This window comes from Arthrobacter sp. C152, from assembly GCF_054890965.1.
This window is the reverse complement of sequence record NZ_JBTZSU010000008.1, coordinates 105,763-120,858: the sequence shown is the minus strand read 5'-3', so window position 1 is coordinate 120,858 and position 15,096 is coordinate 105,763. Positions and strand designations below refer to the sequence as shown.

General features: G+C 67.9%; 15 protein-coding genes. 1 reads left to right on the top strand and 14 read right to left on the bottom strand.

The features are described from left to right. Positions 1–116 precede the first annotated feature (116 nt). A complete protein-coding gene (locus tag ACYSM9_RS08395; RefSeq protein WP_461856516.1) occupies positions 117–1,544 on the top strand; it encodes a PrsW family intramembrane metalloprotease in 1,428 nt (475 codons plus the stop codon). Here the strand turns inward: ACYSM9_RS08395 and nusB are convergent. From nusB to ACYSM9_RS08325, 14 genes are all read right to left on the bottom strand, one after another. Beyond that, positions 1,492–1,902 carry a transcription antitermination factor NusB gene (gene nusB / locus ACYSM9_RS08390; RefSeq protein WP_461856515.1) on the bottom strand — a complete coding sequence of 137 codons (411 nt, stop codon included), beginning with the start codon at positions 1,900–1,902 and terminating at the stop codon, positions 1,492–1,494. The two genes, ACYSM9_RS08395 and nusB, sit on opposite strands and share 53 nt — an antisense overlap. Then, positions 1,902–2,465 carry an elongation factor P gene (gene efp / locus ACYSM9_RS08385; protein ID WP_043454411.1) on the bottom strand — a complete coding sequence of 188 codons (564 nt, stop codon included), beginning with the start codon at positions 2,463–2,465 and terminating at the stop codon, positions 1,902–1,904. The genes nusB and efp overlap by 1 nt, the downstream gene beginning before the upstream one ends. Before the next feature lie 172 nt (positions 2,466–2,637). Further along, complete coding sequence (locus tag ACYSM9_RS08380) at positions 2,638–3,156, bottom strand: tetratricopeptide repeat protein (protein WP_461856514.1); 519 nt, start codon at positions 3,154–3,156, stop codon at positions 2,638–2,640. After that, positions 3,156–4,247 (bottom strand): 3-dehydroquinate synthase, encoded by a 1,092-nt coding sequence (gene aroB / locus ACYSM9_RS08375; RefSeq protein WP_461856513.1) that lies wholly within the window; start codon positions 4,245–4,247, stop codon positions 3,156–3,158. Before aroB ends, ACYSM9_RS08380 begins: the two co-directional genes overlap by 1 nt. After that, the gene (locus ACYSM9_RS08370; protein ID WP_461856512.1) at positions 4,244–4,813 is read right to left on the bottom strand and encodes a shikimate kinase; all 570 of its coding nucleotides are present in this window, start codon (positions 4,811–4,813) and stop codon (positions 4,244–4,246) included. Before ACYSM9_RS08370 ends, aroB begins: the two co-directional genes overlap by 4 nt. Continuing rightward, complete coding sequence (gene aroC, locus ACYSM9_RS08365; protein WP_461856576.1) at positions 4,813–6,012, bottom strand: chorismate synthase; 1,200 nt, start codon at positions 6,010–6,012, stop codon at positions 4,813–4,815. Before aroC ends, ACYSM9_RS08370 begins: the two co-directional genes overlap by 1 nt. Before the next feature lie 23 nt (positions 6,013–6,035). Continuing rightward, complete coding sequence (locus tag ACYSM9_RS08360) at positions 6,036–6,896, bottom strand: shikimate dehydrogenase (RefSeq protein ID WP_461856511.1); 861 nt, start codon at positions 6,894–6,896, stop codon at positions 6,036–6,038. After that, positions 6,893–8,614: an endolytic transglycosylase MltG gene (gene mltG / locus ACYSM9_RS08355; protein WP_461856510.1), complete on the bottom strand. Its 1,722-nt coding sequence runs from the start codon at positions 8,612–8,614 to the stop codon at positions 6,893–6,895. Before mltG ends, ACYSM9_RS08360 begins: the two co-directional genes overlap by 4 nt. Further along, positions 8,611–9,210: a Holliday junction resolvase RuvX gene (gene ruvX / locus ACYSM9_RS08350; RefSeq protein WP_461856509.1), complete on the bottom strand. Its 600-nt coding sequence runs from the start codon at positions 9,208–9,210 to the stop codon at positions 8,611–8,613. The genes mltG and ruvX overlap by 4 nt, the downstream gene beginning before the upstream one ends. 7 nt (positions 9,211–9,217) lie before the next feature. Further along, on the bottom strand, positions 9,218–11,896 hold the full coding sequence (gene alaS, locus ACYSM9_RS08345) for an alanine--tRNA ligase (protein ID WP_461856508.1): 2,679 nt from the start codon (positions 11,894–11,896) through the stop codon (positions 9,218–9,220). A gap of 121 nt (positions 11,897–12,017) precedes the next feature. Next, positions 12,018–12,248 (bottom strand): DUF6167 family protein, encoded by a 231-nt coding sequence (locus tag ACYSM9_RS08340; protein WP_461856507.1) that lies wholly within the window; start codon positions 12,246–12,248, stop codon positions 12,018–12,020. A 17-nt stretch (positions 12,249–12,265) separates the two neighbouring features. Then, on the bottom strand, positions 12,266–12,640 hold the full coding sequence (locus ACYSM9_RS08335) for a DUF948 domain-containing protein (RefSeq protein ID WP_461856506.1): 375 nt from the start codon (positions 12,638–12,640) through the stop codon (positions 12,266–12,268). Positions 12,641–12,787: 147 nt separating this feature from the next. After that, positions 12,788–13,414 carry a 30S ribosomal protein S4 gene (rpsD, locus tag ACYSM9_RS08330; protein ID WP_009357431.1) on the bottom strand — a complete coding sequence of 209 codons (627 nt, stop codon included), beginning with the start codon at positions 13,412–13,414 and terminating at the stop codon, positions 12,788–12,790. Positions 13,415–13,584: 170 nt separating this feature from the next. Next, positions 13,585–15,048, bottom strand: coding sequence for a replication-associated recombination protein A (locus tag ACYSM9_RS08325; protein ID WP_461856505.1), 1,464 nt, complete (start codon positions 15,046–15,048; stop codon positions 13,585–13,587). Positions 15,049–15,096: the final 48 nt, after the last annotated feature.

Sequence of the window (15,096 nt, the reverse complement as noted above, 5' to 3'; positions counted from 1 at the left end):
GGCCCGCACCGTCCCGACGGGCGGCCGGTGCGTTAATGGTCACACCGGCACGGGCGCGTCGCCTGTTCCGGGCGCCATCCTTGGACCCTTGCCGGCACCCGCTTAGGCTTTCGGGTATGCCGACGTATCCCCAGGAGCCCTCGCCCGGGCCACCCGACGATCCCTACCGCGGAGCCGGCGCCTATATGCCTGGCCAAGCGAACCCGAGCTGGATGGGCCACGTGCAGCCGGGCAACTACCGTGCGGCACCGGGGCACCAGGGCAGCCCGCTGGCCCCCGTGGTTCCGCCGCAGGTCCAGGGAAGCCTGGTACGGGCGGCCCGCACCCGGAGCGGGCTGGTGGGAGTGACGGTGGCCGGCAGCACCCTGGCGTTCCTGAGTCTTTTCCTGGTGGTGCCGTTCCTGCTGTCCAACACGGGGGCGGCGGGTTTCCTGGTCGGATTCCTGGCTTCCCTGGTCCCGCTGTCGGCGGTGCTGCTTTCGGTGCACATCATTGACCGCTGGGAGCCCGAACCCAAGCGGCTGCTGTTCTTCGCCTTCACCTGGGGCGCGGCGGTATCCGTGGCCGTCACCCTCCTGATCCAGCCGTTCTTCGTGATCGCCTTCCAGTTCTCGGACGTGCCGGACCTGCAGACCTACATGGCCACCGTCCAGGCACCCGTCGTCGAGGAGTTCGCCAAGTCACTGGGCCTGCTGATCCTGCTGCTGGCCGCGCGGAGGCATTTCGACGGCCCCGTGGACGGGGTGGTGTTTGCCTTCACCATCGCCGGAGGTTTCGCCTTCACGGAAAACATCCTGTACTTCGGCAGGGCCATCGCGGAATCCTCAAGCCCGGCCACCGACCTTGCCCAGGTCTTCTTCCTTCGGGGCGTGATGTCCCCGTTCGCCCACGCGATCTTCACCGGCACCACTGGAATCATCATGGGGTTCGCGGCGAGGCGCTGGCATGCCGGCGCCTCGGTGGCGGCGTTCTTTGTCGGCCTGCTGCCGGCCATGTTCCTGCACAACCGGTGGAACAGCATGGGCCAGGGCTTCCTGCTGGACTACATCATGGTCCAGGTGCCCATCTTCGTACTCGCCGTGGCAGGGATCATCCTCCTGCGGGCGGCGGAGAAGCGCCTCACCCGCCAGCGGCTGACCGAGTACTCCGCCGCCGGGTGGTTCACGCCAGCCGAGGTCCAGCTCCTGGCTACCCGGGCGGGCCGGCGTACCGCCCTGGCGTGGGCGGTACGCCGGCAGGAGGGGGCAGATGAAGGAATTCCTCAAGGCAGCCACGCAACTTGCCAACACGCGGCAGCGCATCCTGAGCGGACGCGACGTACCGCTGCACCAGGCAGAGGAACGGCAGCAGCTCCAGCGGATCGTCGCGCTCCGCGAATCGGTAACGCGCTGACCCACGCCCCATGCGCTTCGGCCGCTTGGCAACGCAAAAGGCCCCGCCTTCCGGCGGGGCCCTTGTGGCGTTCAGCCTGGCTGCGTCCTGCGGGGACTGCTAGGCGAGCAGCGAGGGCTTCAGCTGCTGCAGGCGGCCGAGGAGGCCGTTGATGAACTGCGGCGACTCGTCCGTGGACAACGTCTTGGCCAGTGCGACGGCCTCGCTGACCGCTACGCCGTCGGGGACGTCGTCGTTGTAGAGAAGCTCCCAGGTGCCGATGCGCAGGATGATGCGGTCAACAGACGGCATGCGCTCCAGGCTCCAGCCCTGCGAGTAGGTTTCGAGGAATTCGTCGATCGCAGCCTGCTGCGAGAGCACGCCCTCGACGATTTCCACAGTGTAGGGGTTGACTATCTGGTCGGTCTTTTCCCGGCGTGCGCGGAGCACGTCGAACGCCGAAACGGAGCGCTGCTCCGCCTCGAAAAGAACATCCAAAGCCCTGCTGCGGGCTTTACCGCGGGCGCTCACTACTCGGTGACCCGGCCCAGGTAGCTGCCGTCACGGGTGTCCACCTTGACCTTGGTGTTGTTCTCGATGAACAGCGGCACCTGGATCTCGTAGCCGGTTTCCAGGGTGGCCGGCTTGGTGCCTGCGGAGGAGCGGTCGCCCTGCAGGCCAGGCTCGGTGTAGGTGATTTCCAGCACGACGCTTGGCGGCAGTTCGATGTAGAGGGGGGTGCCGTCGTGGATGGCGATGTTGACCATCTGGTTCTCGAGCATGAAGTTGGTGGCATCGCCCACGGTGGCGCCGGAGACCGTGATCTGGTCGTAGTCGGAGGTGTCCATGAAGACGAAGTCTGCGCCGTCCTGGTACAGGTACTGGTAGTCGCGGCGGTCCACGGTCGCCGTCTCGATCTTGAGTCCGGCGTTGAAGGTCTTGTCCACAACCTTGCCGGACATTACGTTGCGCATCTTGGTCCGCACGAAGGCGCCGCCCTTGCCCGGCTTGACGTGCTGGAACTCGATGACGTTCCAGAGCTGGCCCTCAAGCTTCAGGACCGTTCCGTTCTTAATGTCGTTAGTGGTTGCCACTGGTTTCCTCTGGTTTCTTTGTCTGGCCGTGCGGGTCAGATGCTGTATGCCGGGCGGTCATGCCGGATGGCCGGGCTGCCCGTGTTTGTCAAGAATCGCCGGGATCGCAAAAATCCCACGTCCATTCTACCGGTAAATGCCAGGGTCCCTTCCCGGGGCGGGAACGGCTGGCTCAGCAGGCGAGTTCGAGCACGTCGCGGGCCCGCTGCAGCGCCACCGTTGAGGAGTAGATCATCGCCGCGTCGGCCGACTGCGCAACGCGCAGGTCGAGCGAGCGGGTGAAGGACTCCACGGCGGCCGCGATCTGGCCGGCGGTGTACTGCGCCTTGCCCAGGAAGTGCAGCGCGGATGCCTCGCGGGCGGTGCCGTGCACCTCGGCGAGAAGCTGGCGGAACAGTTCAATGGCGCGGTCCGTCCGGTGCGTGACGCGGAGCACCTCGGCCTCGAAAACGCGCAGCCGGAAGGATTCGGGATCCTTGAACCGGGCCTCGACGAGGAGCTCGGCGGCCTCGGAGGCGTGGCCTTCCACCAGGAGCACGAAGATGTGGTCCGCGGGGTCGATGGAGGCGGCGAGGGCCGTATCGCAGGCCTCCCGGTTCACGATCTGCGGCAGCAGGGTGTCCGGGTTGATCCGTATGCCGGGGAACCCTGCCTCCGGCCAGTCCGTGGTTCCGTTGATGGCGCCCTGCATCAGGAAGCAATTTCCTGGTAGGCCGCGAACAGCAGCGACGTGTCCGGGACGTCCAGGATGCCCGGTTTGGCGATTCCGTCGAGCACCACGAACCGCAGCAGGTCGCCCCGGGACTTCTTGTCGCGGCGCATGCCGTCCAGCAGTCCCTGCCACCGGTCGCGGCGGTAGGTGACCGGGAGCCCAAGTCCGTTGAGGATGCTCCGGTGCCGGTCGGCGTCGGCATCGCTGAGCCGGCCGACACTGCGGGCAAGCTCGGCGGCGAACATCATGCCCACGGAAACCGCGGCGCCGTGCCGCCAGGAGTAGCGCTCCACCAGCTCTATGGCGTGGCCCAGGGTGTGGCCGTAGTTGAGGATCTCCCGCAGCCCGGATTCCTTGAGGTCCTCGGAGACCACCTTGGCCTTGACGGCGATGGCGCGCTCGATGAGTTCCCGCAGCGCGTCCGAGCGGGGGTCCGCCACGGCTTCCGGGTCTTTTTCGACCAGGTCAAGGATGGCGGGGTCGGCTATGAAGCCGCACTTGATGACTTCGGCCATGCCGGAAATGATCTCGTTTTTCGGCAGGGTGTCCAGCGTGTCCAGGTCCGCCAGGACCGCGGCCGGCGGGTGGAAGGCGCCCACCAGGTTCTTGCCTTCGGCGGTGTTGATGCCGGTCTTGCCGCCCACGGACGCATCCACCATGGCGAGGAGGCTGGTGGGCATGTGAATGACCTTCACGCCGCGCAGCCAGGTGGCGGCGACGAAGCCAGCAAGGTCCGTGACCGCTCCCCCGCCGACGGCGACGATGGCGTCCGAACGGGTGAAGTCGTTCTGCCCCAGGACCTGCCAGCAGAAGGCCGCCACCTGGATGTGCTTGCCCTCTTCCGCGTCCGGGATTTCCGCGGTCAGGGCGGTGAACCCGGCAGCCGCGAGTTCGTCACGGACGGTGTCGCCGGTGAGGCGCAGCGCGCGCGGGTGGATCACCAGTACGCGGCGGACCCGCTCGCCGAGCAGCCCGGGGAGGGCGCCCAGCAGTCCGCGGCCGACGACGACATCGTAGTTGTTGCCGGCGCCCTCGCCGGTGACCTTGATGACTGTTGATTGGGTTTTCACTTGTCAACTTCCTGTTTGGCAGCTGCGTGGTGCCGCAGTGCTGCTTCCAGTTGTTCGCCGAGCTCGGGGATCGAGCCGTGGCGGACGTCCAGGGTGATGTCGGCGAGCCTCTCGTAGATGGGACGCCGGGTGGCAAACATTGCTGTCCAGCGGGCCATCGCATCGCCGGCAAGGAGCGGCCGGCCCGAGTTCCGTGCGATCCTGTCGGCCACGGTGTCGGCGTCGCATTCGAGGTAGACCACGGTGCAGCGGCCGATGAGCTGCTGAGTGCCCGAGTCGAGCACTGCACCGCCGCCCAGTGAGATGACCGTGGGCGTGCCGTCAGCTTCTTCGACGGCGGTGGCGACAGTCCGGGCCTCGATTTCCCGGAACGCGTGTTCGCCGCGGCCCGCGAAGATACCGGCAATGGAACCGTGGCCCGCCACGATGACAGCGTCGGTGTCGACGAACGGGACACCGAGCTGCTGGGCGAGCTGCTGGCCGATGGCGGACTTGCCGACGGCCATGGGGCCGATCAGGACGATCGGCCGGCCGCCGACGGGTCCAGTTTTGCTGCCGTGGAGCACTACTGTCCGATCGAGTCCAGGGATGCCGGGATGTTGTCCAGGTAGCCCTTGATGTTGCGGGCGGTTTCCGCCACGGAGTCACCGCCGAACTTTTCCATGACGGCTTCGGCGAGGACCAGTGCCACCATGGCTTCGGCCACCACGCCGGCGGCAGGGACGGCGCAGACGTCAGAGCGCTGGTGGTGGGCCTTGGCCGGCTCCCCGGTGCTGACGTCGATGGTCCGCAGGGCGCGCGGAACGGTGGCGATGGGTTTCATGGCGGCGCGGACCCGCAGGACGTCGCCGATGCTCATGCCGCCCTCGATACCGCCGGCACGGTTGCTCGCGCGGACGATCCGGCCGTCGCCGTCCCGGAGGATCTCGTCGTGCGCGGCCGAACCGCGGCGGGCTGCGGTCAGGAAGCCGTCGCCGACCTCCACGCCCTTGATCGCCTGGATGCCCATGAGCGCTGCCGCGAGCCGGGCGTCCAGCCGGCGGTCCCAGTGCACGTAGCTGCCCAGTCCCGGCGGGAGCCCGTAGGCGAGGACTTCCACCACGCCGCCGAGCGTTTCGCCTTCCTTATGCGCGGCGTCCACTTCGGCCACCATGGCGTCGGAGGTTTCCCGGTCGAAGCAGCGCAGCGGATCGGTGTCCAGGGCGATGACGTCGGCGGGAACGGGCAGCGGGCGCCCTTCCGGGACCGTGACGCTGGCGATGGAGACCGTGTGGCTGACGAGTTCGATGCCGAGCTGGTTGAGGAAGCGGGCCGCCACCGTCCCCAGGGCTACCCGGGTGGCGGTTTCACGGGCGCTGGCTCGCTCCAGCACCGGACGCGCCTCGTCAAAGCCGTACTTCTGCATGCCCGTGAAGTCTGCGTGGCCGGGCCGGGGCCTGGTCAGCGGCGCGTTGCGGGCCTGGTCTGCGAGCAGTTCGGGGTCCACGGGGTCGGCAGACATGATCTGTTCCCACTTGGGCCACTCGGTGTTTCCCACCTGGATGGCCACGGGACCGCCCTGCGTGCGGCCGTGCCGGACACCACCGGTGATGGTGACGACGTCCTGCTCGAATTTCATACGGGCGCCGCGTCCGTATCCGAGCCTGCGGCGTGCCAGAGAGTCAGCGATGTGCCCGCTGGTGATTTCGACACCGGCGGGGACGCCCTCAATAATTCCCATCAGAGCCGGGCCATGGGATTCACCGGCAGTCAACCAACGCATAATTTCCATCCTGCCACGTAGGGCGGTCACAACGCCCGCCGGGCAAGGCCGACTGCGTCACACATCACATCTATGACAGCTGCATTAACGTCTTCCCCGCGCCGGGAAAAGAGTCGCACCTGCTCCACTGCCTGGTACAGCAGCATCTCCAGGCCGGGCACCACACGGCCGCCGCCGGACTGCCACACGGAGGCCACCAGGCTGGGCCACGGGTCGTAGGCCACATCCAGCAGGACCCCGGGGGTGGGCGTCTTGAGCGCGGCGATTTCGGCGGCGAGCCCGTCTGCCGCGCGCGGCGGCAGGGTTGAGATCACGACGTCGGCTTCCGCGGTGTGGCGTGCAGCGGCGGCCAGCGGACGGATCTCCAAGGTAACGCCGAGGCTGTTGGCCGCCGCACGGACATCGGCCGTGCGGGACGCGTCACGGACAAAGACCTGCACAGCCGTTGTCCCGAGTTCCTGCAGCGCCGCAACGGCTGACGCCGCCGTTCCGCCGCCGCCCAGGATGACGGCGGACGTGGCGGTGCGCGTCCCGGCGTGCCTGAGGGCGTTCACAATCCCGGTGACATCCGTGTTGGAGCCAATGGCGCGCGGACCGTCGCCGGTGTCCTCGAAGGACACCGTGTTGACCACGCCCAGGGTCCGCGCCACGCCGCGCACTTCATCCACCTGGTCCAGCATGGCGGTCTTCAGCGGCATGGTCACCGAAAGCCCGCGCCAGCCCGGCTGGTTCCGGATCTGGCGCATGAAGGACGGCAGCAGTTCCTCGGTTACGTCGATGGCCGTGTAGCTGATGCCGGCATCCAGCCGCCCATACGCCGCGAGGTGCAGCGCGGGTGATTTTGAATGGCTGATCGGATGGCCCAGGACGGCAGCACGCAGGCTCACGTGCAGCGCCCCGCGTTGGCCTTGCACCACGCGTTGTACTGCTCGACGTAGGCGTTGTGCTCCGCCAGGGTTTTGGCGAACTTGGTTTCCTTCGTGTCCAGGTTGATGGTCACCCAGTACAGGTAGTCGTTGGACTTGGGCCTGGCCGCGGCGTCGATGGCGGTCTTGCCCGGCGAACCGATGGGGCCCGGGGGCAGGCCAGGGTTCGCGTAGGTGTTGTACGGGTTCGACTTGTCCTGGCGCTGCTCTTCGGTGAAGTTGAAGCTCCGGGTGCCCAGGCCATAGGTCACTGCCGAGTCCACCTGCAGGAAGCCGCCGGTCTGGTCGTTGGGCTTGAGCCGGTTGTAGATGGCCCCGGCCACGTCCCCGTAGTCGGCCTGGCCGCCTTCGGCCTGGACGATGCTCGCCACGATGACGGCCTCGTACTGCTTGGCGGGGTCGGTGATGCCCTGGGAGACCAGTTCGTCAACGGTGGCCTTCACCAGCGACTGCAGGATGTCCTTGGCGGGGGTGCCCAGGGGGAAGCGGTATTCGCCCGGGGCCAGGTAGCCTTCGAGGTTCTTGGCGTTGGCGGGCAGGCCAAACTGCGTGGGTTGGTCGCTGAGTGCCTGCAGTTGCTGCACGGACACTCCGGACCCTTCGGAGATGGCCTGCAGTGACTCGCTGATGCGCAGGCCCGCGCTGAGCGCGAAGTAGATGACCTTCGTCTTGTCCTTGCCGAGCAGGACGTTGACGGCGTCCGCGTTCTTCATCTCGGTCTTGAAGGTGTACTCGCCCGGGGACAGGGTTCCGCCGGACGCGTGGAACGCCTGCAGGAAGGTGTCCGCGTTGGCGACGACGTGCTGGTTTTCCAGCTCCGTGGCAACCGAGCGGGTGCCCTCGCCGTTGTCCACCGTCACCTGGACTTCACCGGTGCCCGGACCCGGGTAGTCGGAGGGCTTGCCCCCGCCCAGCAGCGGTTTGAGGAACTGGGCTCCCACTGCCACGGCCGTGACGAAAACAGCGAGGGTGAGGAAGAGGGCCAGGAGCCGGCGGCGGCGCCGGACCTTCTTGGAGGGCCGGGGCTCTGCCTGGGCTTCCGGGGAACCGGGGAGCAGGGGGTGTCCGGCGTCTGCATGCCCTGCTTCGGTGTGTGCAGGCTCGAGGTGGATGTCCTCGTGGTAACCGGAGGGCGTGTAGGCGTGGTCGTCGTGCACGCCGTCCTGGTAGTCGTGCCCGTCGGCGTAGTGGATGTCGTCCGCGTGGTGTGGTTCCGGCGCGTGCCGGTGCCCGGCGAGCACGGGAACCGCATGGGCAGCGTGGGTGTCGTCGAGCGGGAGGTCCACCGGGTGCGCTTCTTCGTGCGGGAGGTCCGCAAGCGGGTGCGTCTCCTCGTGCAGGGGCTCCCCCTGCTGCCGGATCTGCGGCTGCTGCGGGAAGTCTTCACGGAAACCGGCGGCAGGGTGCTCCTCCTGGATGGAGGGCGGGGCGTCGGGAGCCGCCGGAACCGTGCCTGCGTCGGGAAGCGGGGCGAAAGTGGTCTCCGGCGCGGGGGATGCTGCGGGCGGCGCCGCAGGCGGCGGGGGAACCTCGCCCGTCTCGTACGCCTGCGGGGGGACCGAGTCGTGGCCACCGGTGTTGAGGCTCTTCTCGCGTGCCCGCAGTTCCTTGCGGGTCAGCGGCCGCCCCAGCGCGGGGTCCACCGGACCGGAAGTGTCGTCAATGTTGGCAGGGCTCACTGTTGCCTTCCATTATCTGAAGATTGGGCCGTGTCCCCCGGGGTGGCGCGGACAGACTCATCCTTGGCGCTGACCCCCAGGTCCTCGGCAGGGGAAGGCGGCGTCACGCGTGAGCCGACATCCGCTCCCCTGGCTTTCTGCATGTCGATGGCGTGCTGAAGGATACCCGCCGCCGCGACCTGATCAACTACTTTACGGTGGTTCCGGCTGCTCATGCCAGCTTCGTGCAGGCTGCGGTGGGCCGCCACGCTGCTGAGCCGCTCGTCCACGAGGTTCACCGGGACCGCCAGTCCGCGTCCGGCGAGCTCGGCCGCGAGCAGCTCCGCGTAGTCCCTGGCCATGGTGGCGGAGGTCCGTTCCTCGCCTTTCATGGTCCGGGGCAGGCCCACGATGACCTGGACGGCGCCGAGTTCCTCCGCCAGATTGGCGATCACGCGGACATCGGAGTTCTTCCTGGTGTTCCGGTCCAGCGTTTTGTAAGGCGTTGCCAGGATCGCGTCGCGGTCGCAGATGGCCACCCCGACCCGGACGGTGCCGACGTCCACCCCCAGTTTGACGCCCTGGGGGTAGCCGCCGGCAGCTGCAGGATTGGTCATGGCAGGGTCAGCGCCGGGTGATGGCGTCGACTACGGCGGCCAGGGCCGCTCCGACCTTTCCGGCGTCGGTTCCGCCGCCCTGGGCGACGTCATCCTTACCGCCGCCACCACCACCGAGCACGCCGGCCGCGACGCGCACCAAGGCACCGGCCTTGACGCCCGCACCGCGCGCTGCCTCGTTGGTGGCCACCAGGATGAGGGGACGGTCGTTGGCAACACCGGCGACAGCCACGGCAGCGGCCTGCGAACCGAGGCGGTTGCGCAGGTCCAGCGCCAGGCCCCGGAGGTCGTCCGCGCCGCTGACGGTTCCGGCGTCGTGGGCGATGACGCGGACGCCTGCTGCGTCCACGGCGGTGTCCACCAGCTGGCCGGCGGCGGCGGCCAGCTGTTCCTTGCGCAGCCGGTCGAGTTCCTTCTCGGTGGCCTTGAGCTTGGCCAGGGTGGCTGAAATCCTGTCAGCCAGCTGCCCGGACGGCACCTTGAGCAGGTCGGTCAGTTCGGTGACGAGCGCCCGTTCGGCTGCCAGGTGGCGGAAGGCTTCCATGCCCACGAACGCCTCCACGCGCCGGTTGCCCGAGCCGACGGACTGTTCGCCGAGGAGCGACAGGCTGCCGATCAGTGACGTGTTCGCGACGTGGGTGCCGCCGCACAGTTCACGGGACCAGGCGCCGTCGATCTCCACCACGCGCACTTCGCTGCCGTAGTTTTCGCCGAAGAGCGCCATGGCGCCCATGGCCTTGGCCTCGGCCAGCCCCATGATCTTTGTTTCCACCGCGTAGTTGTTGCGGATGGCCAGGTTGGAGACTTCTTCGATCTCCGAGCGGGTGGCCGTGCTCAGGCCTTCACCCCAGGCGAAGTCGAAGCGCAGGTAGCCGGCCTTGTTGAAGGAGCCTCGCTGGGTCGCTTCCGGGCCGAGTATCTGGTGCAGGGCGGCGTGCACGATGTGCGTGCCGGTGTGCGCCTGCTCGGCGGCGTGGCGGCGTTCGCGGTCGACGGCGGCGCGCACCAGGGAATCGGCCCCGATCTCGCCTTCGCGGACGATCGCCTTGTGCACGCTGAGGCCCTTGAGCGGGCGCTGGACGTCCAGGACCTCGACGACGAATCCGTCGCCGGTGATCAGGCCGGTGTCGGCGGCCTGGCCGCCGGCCTCGGCGTAGAACGGGGTCTCGGCCAGGACGAGTTCGATCTCGTCGCCGGTGGAGGCCTGCTGGACCTGCCGGCCGCCGGTGAGCAGGCCGCGGACGCGGGACTCGCCGTCGAGCTCGGTGTAGCCGGTGAAGACGGTCTCACCCTGGGCGAGGATGTCCTGGAAGACGGTGAGGTCCGCGTGGCCGCCCTTCTTGGACTTGGCATCGGCCTGGGCGCGCTGGCGCTGTTCCTGCATAAGGCTGCGGAAAGCGGGCTCATCCACTTTCAGCCCGGCTTCTTCGGCCATTTCCAGGGTGAGGTCGATGGGGAAACCGTAGGTGTCGTGCAGGGTAAAGGCGTCATCGCCGGACAGCGGCCTGCCGGCGGCCTTGGAGGCCACCACGGCTTCCTCCAGGCGTGCCGTTCCGGAGGCGATGGTCCGCAGGAACGCCTTCTCTTCGGCGTAGGCAATCCGGCTGATCCGGTCGAAGTCGGTCTCAACCACGGGGTAGACGCCCTTCATGGCGTCCCGGGAGGCGGGCAGCAGTTCCGGCAGGCAGGCCTGTTCGACGCCGAGGAGCCGCATGGCGCGCACGGCGCGCCGGATGAGGCGGCGCAGCACGTAGCCGCGGCCCTCATTGGAGGGGACCACGCCGTCGGAGATCAGCATGAGGGAGGAGCGGATGTGGTCGGCGACCACGCGCATCCGCACGTCGTCCGTGTGGTGGGGGTCGTCGTCGGACTCCGCGGAGGTGTATTCCTTGCCGGACAGCTCGGCCGCCTTGTCGATCACCGGACGGACCTGGTCGGTCTCGTACATGTTCTCGACGCCCTGCAGGATCATCGCGAGGCGTTCCATGCCCAGGCCGGTGTCGATGTTCTTCTTCGGCAGCTCACCCACGATATCGAAGTCCACCTTGGAGCGGACGTTGTCGATCTGGTACTGCATGAACACGAGGTTCCAGATTTCGACATAGCGGTTGTCGTCCGCTTCCGGGCCGCCCTCGATGCCGTAGGCGGGGCCGCGGTCGTAGTAGATCTCCGAGCAGGGGCCGGCGGGGCCGGGCTGGCCCGTGGACCAGTAGTTGTCCGACTTGCCCATCTTCTGGATCCGGCTGGCGGGGACGCCGGTGTTCTTCAGCCAGAGGTCGCGGGCTTCGTCGTCCTCTTCGTAGACCGTGACCCACAGGCGCTCGGGCTCAAGGCCGTAGCCGCCGTCGTCAACGGCCTTGGTGAGGAGCTCCCAGGCGAACTTGATGGCGTCTTCCTTGAAGTAGTCGCCGAAGGAGAAGTTGCCGCACATCTGGAAGAACGTGCCGTGCCGGGCGGTCTTGCCCACTTCCTCGATGTCGCCGGTGCGGATGCATTTCTGCACGCTCGTGGCGCGGGAGTAGGGCGCCTCTTCGCGGGCAGTGAGGTAGGGGATGAACGGAACCATGCCGGCCACCGTGAACAGCAGCGAGGGGTCGCTGGAGACCAGTGATGCGGAAGGAACCGCGGTGTGGCCCTTGCTGACAAAAAAGTCCACCCAGCGCTTGGTGATCTCCTGCGACTTCATGAGCTGTTTTCTTACCCTTCGTGGTCCGCGCCGCCGGGCGGCGCGGAAAGTTCGTTCAGATGGCCGGATCCTTGGGGTAGTCCCTGCCGGTTTGGTTCTTATGCGGGCCGGGCCCGCGGGTTCAGCGGCGGACCGCGTCTGCCGGTTCGACGCCGAGGGCCGTCCGCAGGTCCGTTTCCCGTTCGCGCATCCCTGCGCGGACGGCGTCGGCGAAGTCGTAGACCCCGTCGGCGAGCCGGCCCACGGCGCGGTTAAGGCCTTCCGGGCCGAGGCTGGACTGGGCTTGGGTCACTTTGCGGAAGGCGATGACGCCGATGGCCACACCGATTCCCATCCAGACAAGTCGTTTCATTCGCGTTCTTTCCGAATCTAGCGGCTGCGGCGCCCGGCGGCGGGCTTCCGGCGGTTGGCGAGGGCCGTGCGGACCCCGTAGCTGAAGGCGGCGACCTTGATGAGCGGGGAACCGACCGTCGCGGCAACCAGCGAGGACAGGGCCGAAATGTTGGCGGACGCGTCGGAGACGTTGGACGAGATGCCGTCCACCTTCTTCAGCTGCTGGTTGGTGGTGGAGACGGTGGCGGTGACCTCGTCCATCAGGGGTGTGGCGCCGTCGCTGATGGACTTGATGGCGGTGCGTACCTCATCGAAGACCTTCCCCAGCTTCAGGATGGGTACTGCGAGCAGCAGCACCAGGAGTGCGAACACTCCGGCAGCGATCAGGCCGGCAATATCGCCACCAGACATAGACGTTTCATCTCCTCGAAGTTCCGTGGTTGGTTGCCATCGCGCGCGGGCCCCGAAAAGCGTGTTGCGCAGATGTCCCCCAAGTACCTTACATACAAAGAAGCCCGCGGCGCTTGCCACGGGCTTCTTTGGATACGCTGCTGGGGTTTAGCGTGCGTAGAATTCGACGACGAGCTGCTCTTCGCAGGTCACCGGGATTTCGGAGCGCTTGGGGCGGCGGACCAGGCGGGCCTGCAGTGCCTCCAGCTTGACGTCCAGGTACGCCGGAACGGCGGGCAGGACGTCGCGGTGGGCGCCGGCTGCGGCAACCTGGAGCGGAACCATGGTCTCGCTGCGGCTGTGGACGTGGACCAGCTGGCCCTCGCCGACGCGGAACGACGGACGGTCAACGCGGACGCCGTCAACCATGATGTGGCGGTGCACAACCAGCTGGCGGGCCTGGGCGATGGTGCGGGCGAAGCCGGCACGCAGGACCAGGGCGTCGAGGCGCATTTCGAGCAGTTCGATGAGGTTTTCACCGGTCAGGCCCTTGGTGCGGCGGGCCTCTTCGAAGGCACGGGTCATCTGTGCTTCGCGGATGCCGTACTGGGCGCGCAGGCGCTGCTTTTCGCGGAGGCGGACTGCGTAGTCGGAGTCCTGCTTCTTGCGGGCGCGGCCATGCTCACCGGGGCCGTACGGGCGGCGCTCCATGTACTTGGCGGCCTTGGGGGTCAGGGCGATGCCGAGGGACCGCGAGAGGCGGGCCTGACGGCGAGCACGAGTGTTGTTAGCCACTTGTGTCCTTCCAATATCTGCGGTGTGTCAGTGTTACTGGCCTCCACGATGGAGAGCATCGGCCAACCGCTGCCTTTTGCTACTGGGCGCAGGGCATAACCCTTCCAACCTGAAATTGGGGAGATTGTGCGTCCGCGCCTTGCCAGACAAAGATCCAGCCTACCACGGGCCTACTTGCCGCGGACAATCCTGCGCAGCCGCTCCAGCCGCTGCGCGATCTCACGTTCGGCACCGTTGCCGGTGGGCTGGTAATAGTCGCGGCCCACGAGGTCGTCCGGCGGGTACTGCTGGGTGGCCACGGCGTGCGGAGCGTCGTGGGCGTACTGGTAGCCCACCCCGTGGCCGAGCTGCTTGGACCCGGGGTAGTGTGCGTCGCGCAGGTGCGCGGGAATGCCCACGCCCAGGCCGGCCCGAACGTCCGCGATGGCCTTGTTGATGCCCATGTAGGCCGCGTTGGACTTGGGTGCGGTGGCCAGGTGGACCACCGCCTCGGCGAGGATGATCCTGCCTTCGGGCATGCCGATCAGCTGGACTGCCTGGGCCGCCGCGACAGCCGTCTGCAGGGCGGTGGGATCCGCCATGCCCACGTCCTCGGCAGCGGAAATGACGATGCGCCGGGCGACGAACCGTGGGTCCTCCCCCGCTTCGAGCATCCGGGCCAGGTAGTGCAGCGCCGCGTCCACATCCGAGCCGCGGATGGACTTGATGAACGCGCTGGCCACGTCGTAGTGCTGGTCCCCGGCGCGGTCGTAGCGGACGGCCGCGGCGTCCAGGGCGCGCTCGGTGTGGCGAAGCTCCACGGCAACCGGCTCCTCGGTGCCCGGCTCCCCCGCCGTACCTTCCTCACCGACGGAACGTTCGACGTCGTCCGCGTCCCCGAAAGCGACGCCCGCGGCAGCTTCCAGCGCGGTGAGGGCCCGGCGGGCATCACCGCCGGACAACCGCACCAGGTGCTCCAGCGCTTCATCGCTGAGCTGCACCTTGCCGCCCAGGCCCCGCTGATCCGCCACGGCCCGCACCAGCAGGCCCTCGATGTCGGCGTCGGTCAGTGGCTTGAGCGTGAGGAGCAGAGAACGGGACAGCAGCGGCGACACCACCGAGAACGACGGGTTTTCGGTGGTGGCCGCCACCAGGACCACCCAGCGGTTCTCGACGCCGGGCAGCAGGGCGTCCTGCTGGGCTTTGTTGAAGCGGTGGATCTCGTCCAGGAACAGGACGGTGGTGGTCTTATACAGGTCGCGGGCGGTGAGGGCGTCGTCCATGACGCGGCGCACGTCCTTGACGCCGGCGGTGATGGCAGACAGCTCCACGAACTTGCGCCCCGGCCCACGGGCGATCACGTGCGCCAGCGTGGTCTTGCCGGTACCGGGCGGTCCCCACAGGATCAGCGAACTGGGCCCGGCGGGGCCGCCGGCATCCGCTCCCGCCGCCAGCTGCCGCAGCGGCGACCCCTGGCCCAGGAGGTGCTGCTGGCCCACCACTTCGTCCACGCTGCGCGGCCGCATCCTCACGGCGAGCGGACTGCGCGGCGACCCCTGCCCCCGCGCACCCTGTCCCCCGGGACCGGCGCCTGCCCCGGCGACGGGACCGTCGTCGTCGTCGTTTTCTGGGCCGTGCCCGAAGAGATCATCCACATAGATAGGCTACTTCCAGTCCACTCCTGCTCTTCCCCGGCTCCCGAC

Coding starts and splice junctions, on each gene's coding strand:
- ACYSM9_RS08395 (WP_461856516.1), top strand. CDS start 117: ATGCCGACGTATCCCCAGGAGCCCTCGCCCGGGCCACCCGACGATCCC.
- ACYSM9_RS08380 (WP_461856514.1), bottom strand. CDS start 3,156: ATGCAGGGCGCCATCAACGGAACCACGGACTGGCCGGAGGCAGGGTTC.
- ruvX (WP_461856509.1), bottom strand. CDS start 9,210: ATGACCAATCCTGCAGCTGCCGGCGGCTACCCCCAGGGCGTCAAACTG.
- alaS (WP_461856508.1), bottom strand. CDS start 11,896: ATGAAGTCGCAGGAGATCACCAAGCGCTGGGTGGACTTTTTTGTCAGC.
- ACYSM9_RS08340 (WP_461856507.1), bottom strand. CDS start 12,248: ATGAAACGACTTGTCTGGATGGGAATCGGTGTGGCCATCGGCGTCATC.
- ACYSM9_RS08335 (WP_461856506.1), bottom strand. CDS start 12,640: ATGTCTGGTGGCGATATTGCCGGCCTGATCGCTGCCGGAGTGTTCGCA.